We start from the raw sequence: 17,592 nt of genomic DNA, 5'->3' as shown, positions 1-17,592 counted from the left end.
AATCAGGCGGGCCGGAACGCGGGGCGGTTCAGCCGCGGCCGGGACGACGACCGTAGAAACGGCGGCCGCTGCCCGAGCCGGAGCGCGGACCGCTGCCGACCCCGGCCAGGTAGAGCGAGAGCAGCAGCAGGCCGAGGGAGGCGAAGGTGGGGAAGTTGAAGAGGTCGGTGGTCTGGACATCGAGCAGGTCGATGAGCAGCCAGATACCGAAAACGACGGCCGCGGCGATGGCGAGCATGGGGGTCCTCCTGGGGGGTGAGAGCGCTGGCGTGCTGATACCCCGGGGGTGATCGCGCGCAAACCCCGCTGTTACGGCGCCGGAACCACCTCCGGTGCGCCGGCGGCGACAGTCTCGGGTGCACCCCGCCGCGCGACCAGGTAGAGCGGCGCGGCGGCGGCGAGCACGACGGCGCCGGTCAATAGCGCGGCAACCAGGCTGGCCTGGGTGGCGATCGCCGTGAGGACCACCAAGCCGAGAGCGCCGGCGGGCTGCGCCACCATCGAGTTCAGCGACAGCAGGCTCGCCCGGTACGGTCCGTCGACCTGTCGATGCAGCAGCCCGCTGTGCACCGGGTTGGCGGCGCCGTGCACGGCGTAGCAGAGCAGGAACGCGGCGATGACACCAGCCGGCCCGGCCAGCAGCGCCATTCCTGCGACGGTGAGCCCCTGCACGATGCGCAGCGCGAAGCCGGTCCAGGGCGCACCGATCCGCCGCGCCAGGATGGGAACCAGCGCCGCCCCGCCCGCCGACGCCAGCCAGGCCGCCGACCCGACCGGCCCCATCAGCGCCGAGGCCTGAGTGGGGTCGCCGAGCACGTCGGCGAGGCGTACGGACGTCAGGCTCTCGAAGGAGATCATGCCGAATCCCCAGAAGATCTCCACGGCGATGAGCGCGACGATGACGCGGGACCGCCGCAGCAGCCCGAGCGCTCCCCCGATCGCCGCCGGCACTCCGCGCACCGAGGCGACCAGGGCGCCCACGCCGCGCCGGGCGCGAGGCTCGGTCATCAGAGTTGCCACCGCCGCCAGCGAGACGATCTGCAGTCCGAGCGCGACGTAGACGGGCGCGCTGAGCGCGGTGACACTACCGAACGGGCCGAGCGCAACCAGCCCACCGGTGAGCAGCGCCCCGCCGGCGATGGCGACGCCGACCACCACACCGCTGCGGCTCAGACCGGTTTCGATGTCGGCTTGGGCGTCGGCGGCGAGGGACTGGTCGACGTACCAGGATTCGAGCGGGCCGCTGTCCAGGGCGCGGTAGACACCCTGCAGCAGGTAGAAGACGACGAACAGCAGCATCGAGTCGGCGACGGTCAGCACGCACAGGGCGGCGATGTCGACGGCTCCGGCGAGCAACAGGACCGGACGGCGGCCCATGGCGTCGGACAGGCCGCCGGTGGGCAGTTCGAGCAGCAGGACGGTGAGGCCCTGCAGCGCTGCCGCGGAACCGTACTGGGCGAGGGTGAGGCCACGTTCCAACGGGAGCAGCACGATGACCGGGATCATCAGGCCGACCGGTAGCCAGCGCAGGGCGCAGAGCAGCAGGAAGCGGCGTTGGGCCTGGACGGTGGTGAGGACGCTCATGAGGGATCCACTCTGGGCAGGCCGTACAGGTAATAGGCGATCTGGCGGGCGTCCGGTCCCGCACCGGCGGCCCGGTAGCGTTCGAGAACGGCGTAGAGCTCGGCGTTCAGGGCTTCCAGTTGCTCAGCCGACAGGTCGAGCCAGAAGTCGGCGAAGCTGGTGGCCTGCCGCCATTCGGGCGGCGCTGCCGCCTCGGCGCGCTGCCAGGCCTCGGCCCGTTCCACGAAGCTGCGCAGCCAGGACCCCTCGAGCCAGTCCGCTGCCGCGGTGGCGTCGGCGTCGCCGGCGAAGTTGTCCCGTTGCCAGCTGGAGCTGTCGTGCGCGGCCCGCCACCAGCGCTCCCGGCCGGTGCTGGGGCGGACTTCCTCGAGGACCAGCCCCACCTCGGCGAGCTGCCGCAGGTGGTAGCTGGTGGCCCCGGTGTTGGTGTCGAGCGCCTGGGCGAGCCGGGTCGCGGTTGCCGGGCCGTCAATCCGCAGGTGGCCCAGCAGCCGGAACCGCAGGGGGTGGGCAAGCACCTTGATCTGCCGGGAGTCGAGATGCACTTCGCGCTGCGCCATACATTGCAGAATAGTTGTGCACAGAAATTGTGCAACGCTTTTATGCAAGATTTTTGTGCAGAGCGTCCGCTCAGTCAGCCAGCTTGAACAGCAGCACCGTTTCCCACTTGTGCATGTCGGGCTCCTCGACGGGGTTGGTCATCAGGAGCTCCAGCCGGGCGCCCCACACCTCACCCTCGGGCGTCGGCGTCATGTCCCACTCCAGTCCGCGCTGCTGCGCCCAGTCGAGCAGGTTTGCCGTGACCCCCATCAGCTCGTCCGGGTGGCCGATGTGCGAGACGGTTGCGTACCGCCCGGCGGGCAGCACGTCGACAAACGTGGGTTCTTCGACGTCGATCGGCGCCGCTACCGGGATTCCCGCGTCGACGACCAACTCGGCGGACATGTCGATGACCCGGTACCGGAAGAACGGCGCCCCGGTCGGCGTGACGCCGCGCTCCCCCAGCCAGTCGAACATCGTGGGCAGATGGTCCGCCACTTGGGCGAACTCGGTCATGGTGATGGACTCGCGCCGTCCGACGTAGGTCTGCTCGGCGCGTTCGACGATGGTGGGTTCAGCCAACATCGGCCCATCATGCCGGGTCCGGCGGGGCGACGCCGCCGGACCACGCACGCGTCAGTTGGAGCGTTCCACCGGTACGGCTTGACCGTCGGTGCCGGGCGTGCCGGTGGTTGCCTTCGGCTTGGCGTCGATGCCGGCTTCCTTGCGCTGCTCGGTGGTGATCGGCGTCGGGGCGCCGGTCAGCGGGTCGAAACCGCCGCGGGTCTTCGGGAAGGCGATGACTTCACGGATGGATTCGTTGCCGGAGAGCAGCATGCAGGTGCGGTCCCAGCCGAGCGCGATGCCGGCGTGCGGCGGCGGGCCGTACTTGAAGGCCTCCAGCAAGAAGCCGAACTTGTCCTGGGCTTCGTCAGGCGTGATGCCGAGCAGGGCGAAGACCCGGCTCTGCACGTCGGCCTGGTGGATACGGACGCTGCCGCCGCCGATTTCGTTGCCGTTGACCACGATGTCGTACGCGTACGCGAGGGCCTGGTCGGGCGCCTCCTCGAAGCGGCCGAGCCAGTCCTCGTTGGGTGAGGTGAACGGGTGGTGCACGGCCGTCCAGCCGCCCTCGTCCGTCTTTTCGAACATGGGCGCGTCGACGACCCAGCAGAACGCCCAGGCGGACTCGTCGATCAGGCCGGAGCGCTTGGCGATCTCGATGCGGGCCGCGCCGAGCAGTTCCTGGGCTTCGCGGCGCTCGGTGGCCGCCGCGAAGAAGATGGCGTCGCCCGGCTTGGCGCCCACGGCGTCCGCGAGACCGGAGAGGTGTTCCGGAGACAGATTCTTGGCGACGGGACCGCGCGCCTCCCCGGTGGAGTCGTCGAGGACCACGTACGCCAGACCGCGGGCACCGCGGGCCTTGGCCCAGTCCTGCCAGCCGTCGAGCTCCTTGCGGGTCTGTGCGGCGCCGCCGGGCATGACGACCGCGCCGACGTAGCCGCCTGCGGCGATGGCGCCGGCGAAGACGCGGAACTCGGTGCCGTTCAGGTAGTCGGTCAGCTCGGTCAGCTCGACGCCGTAGCGCAGGTCGGGCTTGTCGGAGCCGTACCGGTTCATGGCGTCGTGCCAGGTGATCCGCGGGATCGGGGTGGGCACGGTGTAGTCGGCGAGCTCACCCCACAGCTTGGTGACGATCTCCTCACCGAGCTCGATGATGTCTTCCTGGGTCACGAAGGACATCTCGATGTCGAGCTGGGTGAACTCGGGCTGCCGGTCGGCGCGGAAGTCCTCGTCGCGGTAGCAGCGGGCGATCTGGTAGTAGCGTTCCATGCCCGCGACCATCAGGAGCTGCTTGAACAGCTGCGGCGACTGCGGCAGGGCGTACCAGGTGCCTTGCTGGAGGCGTACGGGAACCAGGAAGTCGCGGGCACCCTCGGGAGTGGACCGCGTCAGCGTGGGAGTCTCGATCTCGTTGAAGTCCCGGGCGTGCAGCACTTCGCGGGCGATCTGGTTGGCCCGGCTGCGCAGTTTGAGGGCGTTGGCCGGGCCGGAGCGACGCAGGTCGAGGTAGCGGTACTTGAGGCGCAGGTCGTCGCCGGCTTCGATGTTGTCGTCGACGGGCAGCGGCAGCGGCGCGGCCTCGGAGAGGACGACCAGCTCGCTGACCTTGACCTCGATCGCGCCGGTGGCAAGCTCCGGGTTCTCGTTGCCGTCGGGGCGGGCGGTGACTTCGCCGGTCACCTTGACGCAGAACTCGTTGCGCAGCGCGTGCGCGTCCTCCTCGCGGAAGACGACCTGCACGACGCCGGAGGAGTCGCGGAGGTCGACGAAGATCACGCCGCCGTGGTCGCGCCGGCGGGCCACCCACCCGGCGAGCGTCACCGTCTGACCGGCGTGGTCGGCCCGGAGGCTGCCGGCGTCATGGGTACGGATCACGGAAACGTCTCCTCACACGGGTTACAGGGCGCACCCGACATTCTGTCAGCACCCGCGCGGCGGCACCGGCACCGGCCCGGATCCCGCGGTCAGCCGGCCGGCCAGGCGGTCGCGCGGAGGCGGGCGGTGCCGTCCCGCTTCACCTCGTCCACGCGGACCCGGACCAGGCGAACACCGGCGGTGGGCGGGGTCCCGGATCCGGTGAGTACGCACATGACCAGCCCGGTGCGTACCTGGACGATCAGGCCGCCGCCCAGCGGGCTGGTGCGGACGGCTTTGGCGCAGCCCGGCCCGTCGACGTCGACGGCGCCCACGTCGCTGCCGCCCAGCGCTCCGGGTGCCAGAGTGAGCTGGGGGATCCCGTCGTCGCAGCGGCTGTCGTAGCGCAGGTCGCTGACCGGGCCGGCGGCGTTGACCCGCGGCTCGTCCAGGTCGAGGAAGGTCACCCCGGTGCAGCCGGCCTGGATCCGGAGCACCTCTTCGCCGTACCCACCTGCTGCCGTGGTCGCCTGGGAGACGGGCAGTGGGCGGGCGTACGCCTGGTCGGCGCGTTCCAGGGCCCGCCAGGCGAGCAGGCCGGATCCGGCGGCGGCCAGCAAGGCCAGCATGGCGAGCAGCACGGCGAGGATGGCGCCGCGCCGGGGCGGGGCGGACAGCCGGTCCGGGTCAACGCCGCCGAGGCGTTCGGTGGGGCCGTCGGGTATCGGCTCGGGTTGCTCGGGCCAGGCGGTGGACGAGTTCGAACCACGGAAAACCGACATGGGCGACTCCGCTCGCAGGGTCGTCGTGCGGGCACCGGTGATCGGGGCGAACCGCCACAGACCGGCATTGACCGACCCTAAGATCACGGCCTGGCGCCGCCCATCCCCCAAAGGGGGCACGCTCATCCCGCGGCCAGTTCGGCGAGTGCGGCGCGCACTTCGGCGTACCGCTGCGCGCGGTGTCCGCCTGCGGGTTGCTCACCCAGCGCGGAGACGGTGTCGGTGATCCCGTACGTGATCCGGTAGAGCGCGACCCGCGTGGCTACCTCACACCACGCGCCGGCGCGGGCGGCGCTGGGGCGATGTCCGAGCTCGGTGATCGTGAACCACGACGGGAACAGCGCATGGGTTTCCACGGCGGCCTCGATGCGCCGGCGCAGCTCGGCGGTGAGTTCGGGGACGGCGACCGCGCCGCGATGCGTACGGAATTCCTTCTGCTGTCGCATGTCGGCGGCCAGCTCGGCCTCGGCGACGGCGACCGCGTCTCGGGTCGCGGCCAGTTCCGCGTTCTGGGCGCCGAGCCGCTGCCAGTGGTGCCGATAGGAGGAGGCTGCCCGACGGAAACCACGCCGGCCGGACCGCGCGCGAGCCAGGACCGAACTGGCATCCAGGGCGCGCGCCCGGCTTTCTGCGGCAAGCCGGCGCAGCTCCGCGTACGCGTCCAGCACCGTGTGATGCGCCTCGCGGGTCTTGTCGTCGAGCATGCCGGACCGGATTGCCTCGGCCGCCCGCACCTCGGCGACGACCGTTTCGAGGTCCGGCGGGATCGCGTCCAGGTCGACTGGGCGAACCCCGTGCTCCAGCCGCAGCCGTCCTTCGATGAGGTGGATCTCGCCGGTCAGCCGGGTGATGGCCTGCCGGGCGCCGCGCAGCTCCGCCTCGACCTGGTGCCGCAGTTCGTCGTGCAGTTCGGCGAGTTGGGCAACGCGATCGTCGGACTCGTCAAGCCGGCGAGACAGCTGCCGCGCTCGTTCCTCGTCCGCTCGCGCCACCTCGCGCAGGTCTTCGGTCAGTTGCAGGCGCAGGGTGTTGAGTTTGCGCTTGAGCTCGTTGCGCAGCGCGTCGGCGACGCGGGCGAGGTCGGTGGGTGCCTCGGTGCTGGTCATGCGCCCGCCTTCCGGGATTCGCCGGGGTCGGCGTCCGCCTCGGCGGACAGGGATTTCTGGGCCGGGCGCCCGCCGACACCGGCCGGCCTCGACCCGGCGTCCCGGCGTTCGAGCACCTGCTGCGGGATGTAGACGGTCTTCTGGCTGCGTGCGGGAGGCTGCGTGGACTGAGCGGAAACAGTCTGCGATCCCGCCTGCCCGGCTGCCGCTTCCTTCGGTGTTGCCGGCCGAGCGGCGGAGGCCCGGCCTTGCCGGCGGGCGCTCGGAGCCGCCGGTGCTGCCTGCGGCGCCGTCCGCGCCGCGTTGGCGGGTGCGGCGCGGCCAAACGGACCGGCAGCGGCCGATGGTCGACCGGGTGATACGCCAGCAGTCGGCGTAGCGGGGCCGGGCGACGCGCCAGCAGTCGGCGTGGATCGACCGGGTGGCGTGGCGGCGGCGGGCGTGGATCGGCCGGGCGACGGCGACGGCGACGGAGGCCCGGAGGCCGGCGCGTTGCCCGGCGCCGGGGCTTCGAAGCCCGGGTCGGCCGGCTCCGGGCCGCCGAGCAGCGGATCGACCTGTCCCGCTGAGCCCGGAGGTGGGGGTTCCGGCGGTGCGGCAGCGCGGGCCAGCAGTCCCAGCACGACCGCCGCGGCCACCGCGACCGCGGCCCCGATCAGCCCGTAGCTCGGCAGCACCGCTGTGGCGACCAGCACCGCGAGGACCAACGCGATTCCGCCGCACCCCGCGGCCAGGAGCCGGCGGCGTCGGGCAGTCCGGGCCTGCAGCCGGTCCAGGTCCCGCATGAGGTCGTTGGTGGCGTCGAAGACCCGCAGGAGCAGGTCCTCGTACCGGCCGGGGTCGCGGCCTTCGCGGCCCAGCACCTCGTGGCGGGAGGCGAGCTCCCGCTGCCTGACGACGATCACGTTCCGAAGATCAGCAGAACTCACGCGAACTCCTCAAAGCCTCACGCAGCAGGCGAAAAGCTATGGAAAGCCTATGACGTCCCCGAGGCCGGTCAATCCCACGGAAGTGTCCCGCGATCGCGCAGGCCAGCCGCCAGCTCAGAAGTACGTGTGCAGCACGTCCACCACCACGTCCGCGTCGTCAGCCACCGGGATGAACCGCCACTTGTCGAACGCCGTGCAGGGATGCGAGAGTCCGAATCGGATCACATCGCCGACGGCCGCCGAGCTGCCGCGTACGTAAGCATGGTGGTCGTTCATCCGGACCACCTCGCCGGCGGCCGGGAGCGGGAAGCCCTCGTCGAACGGCGCGTCCCGCTTGCCCATGCCGACGATCGCCAAGCCGGGTTCGGGAGTGGAAAGGACCTGCGCAAACATCTCCAGCCCCGGCGTCAATGCGCCCTCGGAGGGCACCCGGGTGAACGGTGTCCGCAGCCGATAGAAGCCGTCGTCGTGGGTGACCGATGCGCCGCTGCGCAGCACCGCGCGGACGGTGTGCCCCGGCAACCACTGCCCCGCCAAGGCGTGCGCCACGCGGTCGAACCACGCGCTGCCACCGGCGGAAACGATCACTTCGGCGGGGAGCAGGTCGGCGATCGCCCGGACCGACTCGACCTGCGCAGCAAGCAGCGCGTCGACGGCGGCCACCTCGGTCAGCGCACCCTCATAAGCGGTCACCCCGGCGAGGGTCACCCCCGGCGCCTCGGCGGCAGCTTGCGCGACAGCCACGATCCCTTCGACGGTACGGCAGCCGGTTCGCCCACCCGCATGACCGAGCTCCACGAGTACTCGCAGCCCGCCCGCCTCGGACACCGCAGCTACCCCGGCGACCGAGTCGACCTGGACCAGCACCTCCCAGCCCTGGGCCGCCTGAGCTGCCAGCCACCTCAGTGCGGTGCGGTCGAGCACCTGGTTGGCGATCAGCACGCGGGGCACGCCGAGGCGGCGCAGCACCAGCGCCTGGTTCGCGGTGGCGACCGTCAACGCCCAGGCCCCCGCGTCAAGCTGCGCCGCCAGCAGGCTCGGCGCCATCGTCGTCTTGGCGTGCGGGGCGAAGGCGAAGCCGTGCCGGTGCGCAAACTCGGCCATGGTGGCGATGTTGGCTCGTACGGCCGATTCCCGGACGACCAGCAGCGGCCAGGTGAAGGAACCGTCGAACAGTGAGTGGCGGGCGGCGGCGAACGTGCGGGTGGGCACCTCGCCTTCGGGGAGCCAGAAGCCCTTGGCCCGCCAGTCGAGTAATTCGTCCGGGGTATCGATGATCGCCGCTCTCTTGACCATCGCAGCATCGTCACGCATGGTGTGGAAGCTACTACGGAACACCGACGATCCGGGTCCATCCACGTAGGACAATATCGGGCGTTTCCCCCTATCCGACAAGGAGAATCCGACATGCCGATCCGCGCCATCGTGGCCGACCGGGCCGCACCGGCCGCCGGCCCGTACTCGCAGGCCGTGGTCGCTGGCGACACGATCTACCTGAGTGGCGTGATCCCGGCGCTACCCGACGGCACCCGGGTGACAGGCACCTTCGCCGAGCAGGCCCACGCGGCCTTCACGAACCTGGCAGCTGTCGCTGACGCTGCCGGCGCGAGCTTGGACCAAGCGGTGAAGCTCGGTGTCTATCTGCGCAATTATCAGGACTTCGCGGAGCTGAACGAGATCTACCAGCAGTACATCAAGGGCAATCCGCTGCCGGTGCGCACCACCGTGCCGGTCGGGCTGGTCGGCTTCGACATCGAGCTCGACGCGATCCTCTACACCGGAGCGTGAGCAACGGCCGCACGGTTCACCGCGAACCGTGCGGCCGTCCGCGGCCATCAAGCAGCAAAAGCGATGGGTACGCCGTGACTGTCGGTCAACGCCAGCCGAGTGTGCAAATTGCCCTGCTCGGCGACGCGCGCAAAGTACTCGCTGCGGCGGCGTTGCAGACAACCCTTGCGCGTCCGCGGGCCGCCCGCAGCCACCGTCAGCAGCTCCGGCGCCAGTGAGCTGTTCAAGCCCTCCCGCAGCAGCCGCAGCGCTTCGGTGCGCAGCTGGGAGATCCGGGATTCGGTCACCCCCAGCTCGGCGGCCACCTCGCTGAGCGGCTGCTCCTGCAGGAACGACTGGGTGACGACCATGCGCAGCCGCTCCGGCAGAGCCTGGATCGCCTGGTGCAGGTACCCGAGGCGTTCCCGCTTGAGCAGCAGGTCCTCCGGGCCTTCGGACAGCTCCGGCACCATCTCCTCGGCCGCACCGGTCGGGAACCCCTGCAGGCTCAACAGCGCCGCCTTCTGCACGTCGTCCTCAACCGCGGCGAGCTCGTTGACGCCGATGCCCAGCATCTCGGCAACCTCGGCCTCGGTGGGCGTACGCCCCAGGGCGGCGGTCAGCTCCTGCCGAGCCGTCGCGGTGCGCCTCGCCCGGGCCCGGACGGACCGGCTGGCCCAGTCCTGCCCGCGCAGCTCGTCGAGGAGCGCGCCCCGGATCCGCACCGCGGCGAACCGGTGGAACGGGATGCCCCGGCTGACGTCGAAGGAGCGCGCGGCACCGAGGAGTGCGGCGAACCCGGCCGACGACAGATCGTCGGAGTGGACATGGCCGGGCACGCGGTTCAGCAGCTCCCGGACCAGGTGGCCCACCATCGGCATGTGTTCGCGGACCAGGTCCTCGATGGCGCGCGCGGACGGCGCGTCGTGGGTCGTGCCGATGGTGGCGGGGAGTTCGGTCGTGACGGTCACGTAGTCCTCCTCGCTCGTACATAGCCGGCAGGTTGATCCGGCCGTTGAGGAAGACATTTGCGGCCGACGGGTGCAGCGTCAGCCGAACTCGGTTGCATTTATGGAGTTTTTTCATGAAAAGGCTCAGGTGCTGTCCGAGGCTCCCGCCCCCTGCACAAGAAAGGTGAGCCCGGGGGCCACACGGGCCGCGAGGGCGGTAACGGCAGCCGCGGAAGAAGACACGCGACGCGAATCTGGATGTGCCCGCCGGGCCCGCGCGGGAAACGCAAGATCGCAGATCGGTTCCGCGGGCCGACAGAGAAGACGATTCCTGTGGCTCATGCGCATGCTGGGCAGCTTGATCCGCACAGGGGACAGCTGTGGAGCACTGACCGCGCATCACGAACTCGGTGTTGCCGCTGCGAGGCAGGTGATTTCGGGCCGCGTCAGCGAACGACGCGCCGGGAGGGGCGGTCAGTGGACCGCGGGACTGCTGGTGTCAGCGCTGCTTCAGCTGGCGAAGTGCGGGCGGCGCTGGGACGCGAGCACGTTGCGGAGCTCCTGGTGCACCCAGTTCATCCGACGGACCGCGACCTCCGGGTGGTCGCCGAACTCCTCAGCGACGCCGGCGGCGCAGCCGTCACTGCCGTGGCGCAGGATCATGGCGGTGACGGTCCGCTCGACCGTTTCGCGGCTGGGGCACTGGGAGGGCTGCAGGTCGGAGACGAACAGGGCCTCCGCTGCGAGCTCTCGAACGGTGCTGATCATGTCGGACTCCCCGATGTGCGACGACTTGCCTGTGATCCAGCTAACGCTCGCGGTGGTGCGGACCGATTCCGCTTAGGTTGCGGACCGGTATCAACTATCTTCCTCGCGGGCGTCCGGCGGGCCTGGAGGCGCGCCGATGCAGTTTGCATGGATATCGGCGACGGCGGAGAACTCGTCCATCTCGGGCGGGGAGTCCGCACGGGGCCTTTCTGCCGGCCGGGATCACTTTTGACTGTAACGCGCGAAAGGACGGCCGACCGGGCACTCCGATCGACCGCCTGTCATTTCGCCTGATTTATCCCGTTGTTCCGGGTGGTCCGTCCTGATCCACGTCTTCCGGCGGCTCCGAAGGGATCGACGGCGGGGCCGACGGCTCCTCGTCGTCCACGGGCGGCTCGTCCGGCAACGGCGGCGGCGCGGGCGGCGCCGGCTCGTCATCGTCGCTGCCACTCCCGTTCCCGTTGCCGTTACCGTTACCGTTGCCGTTGCCGTTCCCACCGCCGCCGGGCTGTTCTCCGCTGCCGGAGGGGCCAGTCGACGGGTTGGGGCCCGGTCCCGGCACCTGCGGCTCCCCCGGTTTCACCGGGACGGGGACCACGACGCCGCCGGGGCCGATCGAGATGCCAGGTGTCGGCGTCCGCGACGAGGGCGGCGTCCCCAGGCGTACGGTGCCGTTGTCCAGGTGCTCGACCGGCCGAGACGGCTCGCCGGGCTTCGGCGACACGAACGTCTCACAGGTCTGCCCGTCGAGCTGGAACACCATCGGGGCCGCGTTGCTGTCCTTGTAACGGCCGGTGAACTGCATGGTCTCGGTCGCCTGCGGGCTCAGCGTCTTGCCGGAACTCAGGGTGACGGCCCGCGACTGCTGGTCCAGGCTGAGCTTGCCGTTGCCGGAGACCACCTGGTCTCCCGGCATGACGAACCAGAGCTTCCAGTTCTTGACGGCCTTCACGTCCCGGTTGGCGATCGTGACAGCTGCCTTGAACCGGTCGCCGTCGTCGGACCAGACGGCGTAGCTGACCACGCACTTGTTGGCACCGGCCACCTGGGTGGGCTGCGGCCCGGAATTGGCAACGACGCCGCGCGGCGAGCCGCCAGCCTCCTGACCGAGCGCCCACGCGCCGGCACCGACCACCAGGGCAACCGAACCGGCCACCACGAAAAGCCGGCGCCGGCCAGATGTGCCGGGCTGACCGCCGGGCTGTCGCTGCACGGGGGGAAGGCCGCCGGCGGGAAGCGGCACACCGGGCGCGGTGGGCGCGCCGGGCTGAGCCGCCGGCGTGCCGAGAGCGGGGCGAAGAGCGGGGGCGGGCGGATCCACCTCGACGCTGCCGAGCCGATCCTCCGGGCTTTCGCCGAGAGCGGGGTTCGAGGACGGACCGACCAGCGGTGGCCCGGTGACGGGTGGCGCAGCCGCGGGTGCCATCGGACCGAACCGGCTGTTACGCCCGCCGCGGGGCGGGGCGGACTGCGGCATCGACGGCGCATTGATCCCGACCGCGTTCACGACCGCGGCGGCGCCGACGCTGGCCGGAGCATCCGGGAAAGCCGGATCGTGCTCGATCTCCTCGGCAACGGAAGCCGCTGCGAGCTCGTCCTCTGCCGGCACCGCAGCGACTCCGCGGCCGACGGAATACCCGAAGCTGCCCGCAACTCCGGTATGCGACTGCGCGGTCGGCAGGATCGTCGTGTCCTCGCCGGGTTCGCCCCACTCCGGCACGTACGCCCGGGCGCCGGCGACTCCGGCCGACACCGAACCGAGGATGTGGGCGAGCTCCGCGCTAGCCGGCCGGTCGGCAGGCCGCTTTTCGAGACAGCGGGCGATCAGCGCGGACACCGCGGCGGGCAAGCCCTCCACGGGCGGCAACGGTTCCGGTTCGGTGTACTGGTGGGCGCGGAGCAGTGCGGTAGTGGTGCCGACATCCCACGGAAGCTGACCGATCAGGGAGCGGTAGATCAGCAGGCCCACGGCGTACACATCGGTGGCCGGGCTGACCTGGCCGCCCTCGAGCCGTTCGGGCGCGAGGTAGGCCGGGGTGCCGAGCAGGCTGCCGTCCGGGTCGATGTCGTTCTCGCCGATCAGGGCGGAGATGCCGAAGTCGACGACCTTGGCGCCGGTCGGGGTCAGCATGACGTTGGCCGGGGTCACGTCGCGGTGCACGATGCCGCGGGCGTGGGCGGCGGCCAGCGCGGCAGCCACCTCGGCGCTGATCTGGACGGCCGCCTGCCAGGGCAGCCGCCGGGACCGGGCCAGGACGGCGGCGAGCGACTCACCGTCGACCAGTTCCATCACCACGTACGGGACCGGTTCACCGTCGACCGTGGTGGCTTCGCCGTAGTCGTACACGTTGGTGATGTGCGGGTGGCTGAGGCGGGCGGCGGCCTGGGCCTCCGCGCGCAGCCGGCGCCGGAACGAGGGGTCGGTGCTGGTCGACGGGGGCAGCACCTTGACCGCCACCTGTCGGCCGAGGACCTCGTCGAAGCCCCGCCACACCACTGACATCCCGCCGGCACCGAGGCGCTCGACCAGTCGGTATCGACCGGCCAGCAAACTCGAACCGGGCAGGTCCGTCGTGCTCATGTGCCCCCACATGCGCGCTCGGATGACACACCGGGACACACCGCCATGCGGCCCGGTGCGGGGGTAGCCGAACGGCCCGTTGCACAGGCCGGCCGAATCCCACTCGACGGCCAGGATCGTAGCCGACGAAAGGCCACAAGCTCGACTGATCAAGGCCCCGGAGGACCTGCGGTTCGTTACGTTCCGTTTCGGAGCGTGCGCCCGGGGTGCGCACTCCTCACGAACTCTGAAATCCCAGGTCAGCGCGACGTAAATGATCATGGTTGCTGGGCTACGCGGCTAATGCCCGCTTCGTCGGTACTTGCGGGTATCCCTCGTTCGAGTCGTATCCACAAAGGAATCTGCACGTGCAGTTGCCCTTGCATCACCCTCCGCCGACCCGGCGACGATGTCGACAGTCTGACACGGAGAGTGGCTACCGCACGCTCACTATGGGCAGTGACCTGCGGCGACCCGGCCGATCGGCCGAATATCCGGCTCCGATCATGCTTTATTGGTCGCGCTCACCGGAACGTGCGACAAAGCGGTCAGCGCGGCGCGCCGCAGACCGGCCACCGACGGCGCGTCCACTGGCACCGCGCCCAGCTCCTCGAGATACGCCAGCATCGGCGACAAGTGCTCGTACAACACCAGCACGACGTCGCCCGGCACGGCCAGTCGCAGAGCCTCCGCCACAGCTGCCCGATAGCCCTCGACGCGGACCGCGCGAAGCTTCGGGCGGCGGCCCCGCATCTCCCGCTCGACCAGGGCGGACACCTCGCCCGGCTCCCGTCCACGATGGTCTTCGTCATCGTGCAGGACAGCCCGGCTGACCCCGTCCGCGAGCACCTGAGCCGACGCCGCGAGCAGATCGTCGCGACGGTCACCCGGCAGCGTCACCACCGCGACACACCGGTCCGGGCCGTAAAGACGGTCGAGGGTACGCAGCACCGCCGCGATCGCCGCCGGGTTGTGCGCGTAGTCGACGAAAAGGTGCACGTCACCGAGCCGCAACACCGTCCCCCGGCCCGGATTGTCGACCCGTGGCTCGAAGTCGGTCAGGCGCTCGGCGACGATCGTGGCCGAGGCGCCCAACGCCCGAGCCGCCGCGATGGCCGCGAGCGCGTTGACGGCCGCGTACGGCGCCGCACCCCCGAACGCACCGGGCACCTCCGCCACCCGCAACAGGTGAGTGCGCCGCGCCCCGGTGGCCTGCACCAGCCAGCCGTCCTGCACCAGGTACGCCGTACCGCCCCGGCCGAGGTGGGTGGCGAGCACCGGCTGGCTCGGATCGGCACCGAACCAGATGATCCGCTTGCGGTCGGCGCGCACCCGGGGCCGCTCGACCAGGCTGCGGACCCATGGGTCGTCGGCGTTGAGCACGAGCGTGCCGCCGTCCCGCACCCGCTCCGCGATCAGGGCTTTGACGTGCGCAATGTCCTCGATGGAGTCCAGCCCGTCCTGGCCGAAGTGGTCCGCCGTGATGTTCGTGAGCACGCCGACGTCGCTGTGGTCGTACCCGAGTCCGCGGCGCAGCATGCCGCCCCGCGCGGTCTCCAGGACCGCGGCCTGGACCCCCGGGTCGCCGAGCACCATCTGGGCCGAGCGCGGGCCGGTGGCGTCGCCCCGGTAGACCCCGCGCCCGTCGATGCTGACGCCGTCGGTCGTGGTCAGGCCGACCCGAACCCCGGCGGCGGCGAGCAGGTAGGCCGTCATCCGGGCCACCGAGGTTTTGCCGTTGGTCCCGGTGATGGCAGCGACCGGGATTCGCCCGTCGGAGCCGCCCGGGAACATCGCCCGCACGATCGCATCGCCGACGTCACGGGCCCGCCCCTGCACCGGTGAAAGGTGCATGCGCAGCCCCGGTACGGCGTTGATCTCGATGACGCCCGCGGTGATTCGATCGGAGTCACCGGTCGGCGGGATGGGGGCGGCGATGTCCGGCAGCCGCAGGTCGATCCCGGCGACGTCCAGCCCAACGACCGCCGCGACGCGCAGGCACAGCCGGGCGACGGCGGGATGGATGCGGCCGGTGACGTCGCGCCCGGTGCCGCCGGTGGACAGGTTGGCGTTGTCGCGCAGCCACACTTGCCGACCGGCCGCCGGCACCGTCTCGATGGTGCAGTCCTGCCGAGCCAGGACAGCGGTCGCGGTGTCGTCGAGGGCGATGCGGGTCAGCATGCGGGAGTGTCCGGGACCGCGCCGCGGGTCGGCGTTGACCCGGTCGACCAGCTCGGCGACCGTGCTGTGACCGTCACCGACGACGTGTGCGGCCGTCCGCTCGGCCGCGGCCACCACCTCACCGGCGACCACGAGGACGCGGTAGTCGTGACCGGGCAGTTGCCGCTCCACGACGACGTCGCCGCCCGCAGCCAGGCAGGCCGCGATCACTTCCGCCGGCGTCCTCAGGTTCAGGGCTACGTGCTCACCCTGACGACCGCGGCGCGGCTTGACGACGACCGGCGCGCCGAGGTCGTCGAGGAGCTGGACGGCTTCCTCCACGCTGTGCGCCGCGCCGCCGGGAGCGACCGGGATGCCCGCGTCGGCGAGCAACTGCCGGGTCACTAGCTTGTCAGCCGCCACATCGATGCCAACGCCGCCGGTGCGGTCGGTCATCGCGGCCCAGGCCAGCCGGCGGCGGACTCCCCATCCCAGGCGGAGGAGGCTGAGGTCGCCGTACCGCTCGACCGGGATGCCGCGGCGCCGGGCCGCCGCGATGATGGCCGTGGTGCTGGGGCCGGTTGCCTCCCGCTCGGCGCGGTCGGCCAGGCTGCGCAGCCGCTCGGTGAGCTCGCCCGCGGACACCGTGGCGCCGGCGGCCACCGTCGTCACCAGTTCGACAGCGGCGTCGAGCAGCAGCTCGGGCAGGGTCGACTCCGCGGCCTCGTCCTGCGGGCATTCCACGATCAGGTCGTAGACCCCGGGCTCCGCCGTCGATACCGTACGCCCGAAGCTGACGTCCCGCCCGATGCGTTGGGACAGCTCGATCAGGACATGCTCGGTGACGTGCCCGAAGTAGGTGCCGCCGCGCATCCGGCTCACGAACCCGCCCGGGACACCGGCCGCACAGTGGTGCTCGGTCAGCCCCGGCAGCGCGCGCAGCAGCCGCTCGGGAAAGCCGGCGAGGTCGGTGGTCTCCCGGCCGGCGAGCTCCTCGAGGCCCAGCCTGGCGACCATCGCGGGTCGCGACACGTGCACGTTGGGGCCGCGGAGGTGGCGCAAGCTGAGGATCTTCATCGGACGGCTCCCTGAGCGGCCCCCACGGCGATCTCGGGGCGGCGGCTGGACAATGCGAACCTGCTCCCGGCGGGCAGCACGTGCAGGCGTGCGTCCGCCAGCGTGATCGGCCCGGAATCCGGGACGCGAATGTCGGTGGCCGCGCCGGCGTCGACGACGGTGACCGTGCCGGACCCCAGCACCTCAAACCGGTCCCCGTCGGCGAGGATCGCGGTGTCCTCGTCGATGCCCAGCCCCAACTCGTGCGGATACAACGCCACGGCGCTGAGCAGCCGGTTCAACCGGCCCCGCTCCGCGAAGTGCATGTCGATCAGCACGCCGGGCAGGAATTCCAGGCCGGGTCCGGTCTGGACGCTGTCGCGGGTGACCCCGGGGGCCGTCCCGCCGAGGATCATGGTGCCGGCCATCATCGCGGCACCGGCGCTGGTGCCGCCGAGCACGACTGCGCCGTCCCGCACCAGGGTCTGCAAGGCCGAGTCGGCGAGGGTGCCACCGAGCACCGTGGTGATGCGGGTCTGGTCACCGCCGGTGAAGAACACGCCGGTGGCGGCGGCGAGCGCCCGGACCACCTCCGGCTCGTTCGCCGCGGCCCGGGATGCGATGCGCAGTCCACGGACCCGGCCGGCGCCGAGTGTGGTGAGGAGCTTGGTGTATTCGGCTTCCAGGACGGCGGGCTCGCCGCTGGCGGTGGCGATGACCAGGATGTCCGCGGCGATCCCGCCGGCGAGCCGGACGAAGCGCTCCAGGATGGCCGTGCCGCTGGTCCCGCGCCGCTCGGCCCCACCGATGATCAGCAACCGGGCCGCCACGACCCACCCCCTCCGCGAGCCGTCGCCGGCAGCCGGCACCGGCGGATGCCAGTCGGCACCGCGACCCTGCGCTGGGCGAAACGCCAGGTGCGCTGCGGGACCGCGGCTCGCTTATGAGGTTAAACGGAACAAATGCGAAACA

15 protein-coding genes and 1 pseudogene are annotated in these 17,592 nt (G+C 71.2%); 1 reads left to right on the top strand and 15 read right to left on the bottom strand.

Features of this window, described 5'->3' with window-relative positions; translation table 11 throughout:
• Positions 1 to 28: 28 nt before the first annotated feature.
• The 9 genes from ACIA1L_RS27220 to ACIA1L_RS27180 all read right to left on the bottom strand — a co-directional run bounded on the left by ACIA1L_RS27220 (position 29) and on the right by ACIA1L_RS27180 (position 8,673).
• Positions 29 to 238: a hypothetical protein gene (locus tag ACIA1L_RS27220; protein WP_396075804.1), complete on the bottom strand. Its 210-nt coding sequence runs from the start codon at positions 236 to 238 to the stop codon at positions 29 to 31.
• Positions 239 to 309: 71 nt separating this feature from the next.
• The gene (locus ACIA1L_RS27215; RefSeq protein WP_396075803.1) at positions 310 to 1,584 is read right to left on the bottom strand and encodes an MFS transporter; all 1,275 of its coding nucleotides are present in this window, start codon (positions 1,582 to 1,584) and stop codon (positions 310 to 312) included.
• A complete protein-coding gene (locus ACIA1L_RS27210; protein ID WP_396075802.1) occupies positions 1,581 to 2,144 on the bottom strand; it encodes an ArsR/SmtB family transcription factor in 564 nt (187 codons plus the stop codon). The genes ACIA1L_RS27215 and ACIA1L_RS27210 overlap by 4 nt, the downstream gene beginning before the upstream one ends.
• A 70-nt stretch (positions 2,145 to 2,214) precedes the next feature.
• The gene (locus tag ACIA1L_RS27205) at positions 2,215 to 2,709 is read right to left on the bottom strand and encodes a GyrI-like domain-containing protein (RefSeq protein WP_396075801.1); all 495 of its coding nucleotides are present in this window, start codon (positions 2,707 to 2,709) and stop codon (positions 2,215 to 2,217) included.
• Positions 2,710 to 2,760: 51 nt separating this feature from the next.
• Positions 2,761 to 4,563 carry an aspartate--tRNA ligase gene (gene aspS, locus ACIA1L_RS27200; RefSeq protein WP_396075800.1) on the bottom strand — a complete coding sequence of 601 codons (1,803 nt, stop codon included), beginning with the start codon at positions 4,561 to 4,563 and terminating at the stop codon, positions 2,761 to 2,763.
• 89 nt (positions 4,564 to 4,652) lie between these two features.
• Positions 4,653 to 5,324 carry a hypothetical protein gene (locus tag ACIA1L_RS27195; protein ID WP_396075798.1) on the bottom strand — a complete coding sequence of 224 codons (672 nt, stop codon included), beginning with the start codon at positions 5,322 to 5,324 and terminating at the stop codon, positions 4,653 to 4,655.
• A gap of 122 nt (positions 5,325 to 5,446) precedes the next feature.
• Positions 5,447 to 6,430, bottom strand: coding sequence for a hypothetical protein (locus tag ACIA1L_RS27190; RefSeq protein WP_396075797.1), 984 nt, complete (start codon positions 6,428 to 6,430; stop codon positions 5,447 to 5,449).
• Positions 6,427 to 7,359 carry a hypothetical protein gene (locus ACIA1L_RS27185; RefSeq protein WP_396075796.1) on the bottom strand — a complete coding sequence of 311 codons (933 nt, stop codon included), beginning with the start codon at positions 7,357 to 7,359 and terminating at the stop codon, positions 6,427 to 6,429. Before ACIA1L_RS27185 ends, ACIA1L_RS27190 begins: the two co-directional genes overlap by 4 nt.
• 114 nt (positions 7,360 to 7,473) lie before the next feature.
• Complete coding sequence (locus tag ACIA1L_RS27180; protein ID WP_396075795.1) at positions 7,474 to 8,673, bottom strand: alanine racemase; 1,200 nt, start codon at positions 8,671 to 8,673, stop codon at positions 7,474 to 7,476.
• A gap of 93 nt (positions 8,674 to 8,766) precedes the next feature.
• Here ACIA1L_RS27180 and ACIA1L_RS27175 point away from each other — a divergent pair, with 93 nt between their 5' ends.
• A complete protein-coding gene (locus tag ACIA1L_RS27175) occupies positions 8,767 to 9,147 on the top strand; it encodes a RidA family protein (protein ID WP_396075794.1) in 381 nt (126 codons plus the stop codon).
• A 47-nt stretch (positions 9,148 to 9,194) separates the two neighbouring features.
• Here ACIA1L_RS27175 and ACIA1L_RS27170 read toward each other — a convergent pair whose 3' ends face one another.
• The 6 genes and pseudogenes from ACIA1L_RS27170 to ACIA1L_RS27145 form a co-directional block, all read right to left on the bottom strand.
• Positions 9,195 to 10,097 carry a sigma-70 family RNA polymerase sigma factor gene (locus ACIA1L_RS27170; protein ID WP_396075793.1) on the bottom strand — a complete coding sequence of 301 codons (903 nt, stop codon included), beginning with the start codon at positions 10,095 to 10,097 and terminating at the stop codon, positions 9,195 to 9,197.
• A 489-nt stretch (positions 10,098 to 10,586) separates the two neighbouring features.
• Positions 10,587 to 10,844 carry a hypothetical protein gene (locus ACIA1L_RS27165; RefSeq protein WP_396075792.1) on the bottom strand — a complete coding sequence of 86 codons (258 nt, stop codon included), beginning with the start codon at positions 10,842 to 10,844 and terminating at the stop codon, positions 10,587 to 10,589.
• 295 nt (positions 10,845 to 11,139) lie between these two features.
• A complete protein-coding gene (locus ACIA1L_RS27160) occupies positions 11,140 to 12,270 on the bottom strand; it encodes a cellulose binding domain-containing protein (RefSeq protein ID WP_396075887.1) in 1,131 nt (376 codons plus the stop codon).
• 249 nt (positions 12,271 to 12,519) lie between these two features.
• A pseudogene (locus tag ACIA1L_RS27155) lies at positions 12,520 to 13,425 on the bottom strand (serine/threonine-protein kinase); the annotation flags it as partial.
• Positions 13,426 to 13,908: 483 nt separating this feature from the next.
• Positions 13,909 to 16,641, bottom strand: coding sequence for a cyanophycin synthetase (gene cphA / locus ACIA1L_RS27150; protein ID WP_396075791.1), 2,733 nt, complete (start codon positions 16,639 to 16,641; stop codon positions 13,909 to 13,911).
• On the bottom strand, positions 16,638 to 17,450 hold the full coding sequence (locus tag ACIA1L_RS27145) for a cyanophycinase (protein ID WP_396075790.1): 813 nt from the start codon (positions 17,448 to 17,450) through the stop codon (positions 16,638 to 16,640). Before ACIA1L_RS27145 ends, cphA begins: the two co-directional genes overlap by 4 nt.
• Positions 17,451 to 17,592: the final 142 nt, after the last annotated feature.

Source organism: Actinoplanes sp. NPDC051859 (assembly GCF_044452725.1).
Classification (GTDB): Bacteria; Actinomycetota; Actinomycetes; order Mycobacteriales; family Micromonosporaceae; genus Actinoplanes.
This window is presented reverse-complemented; position numbering and strand designations above follow the sequence as displayed.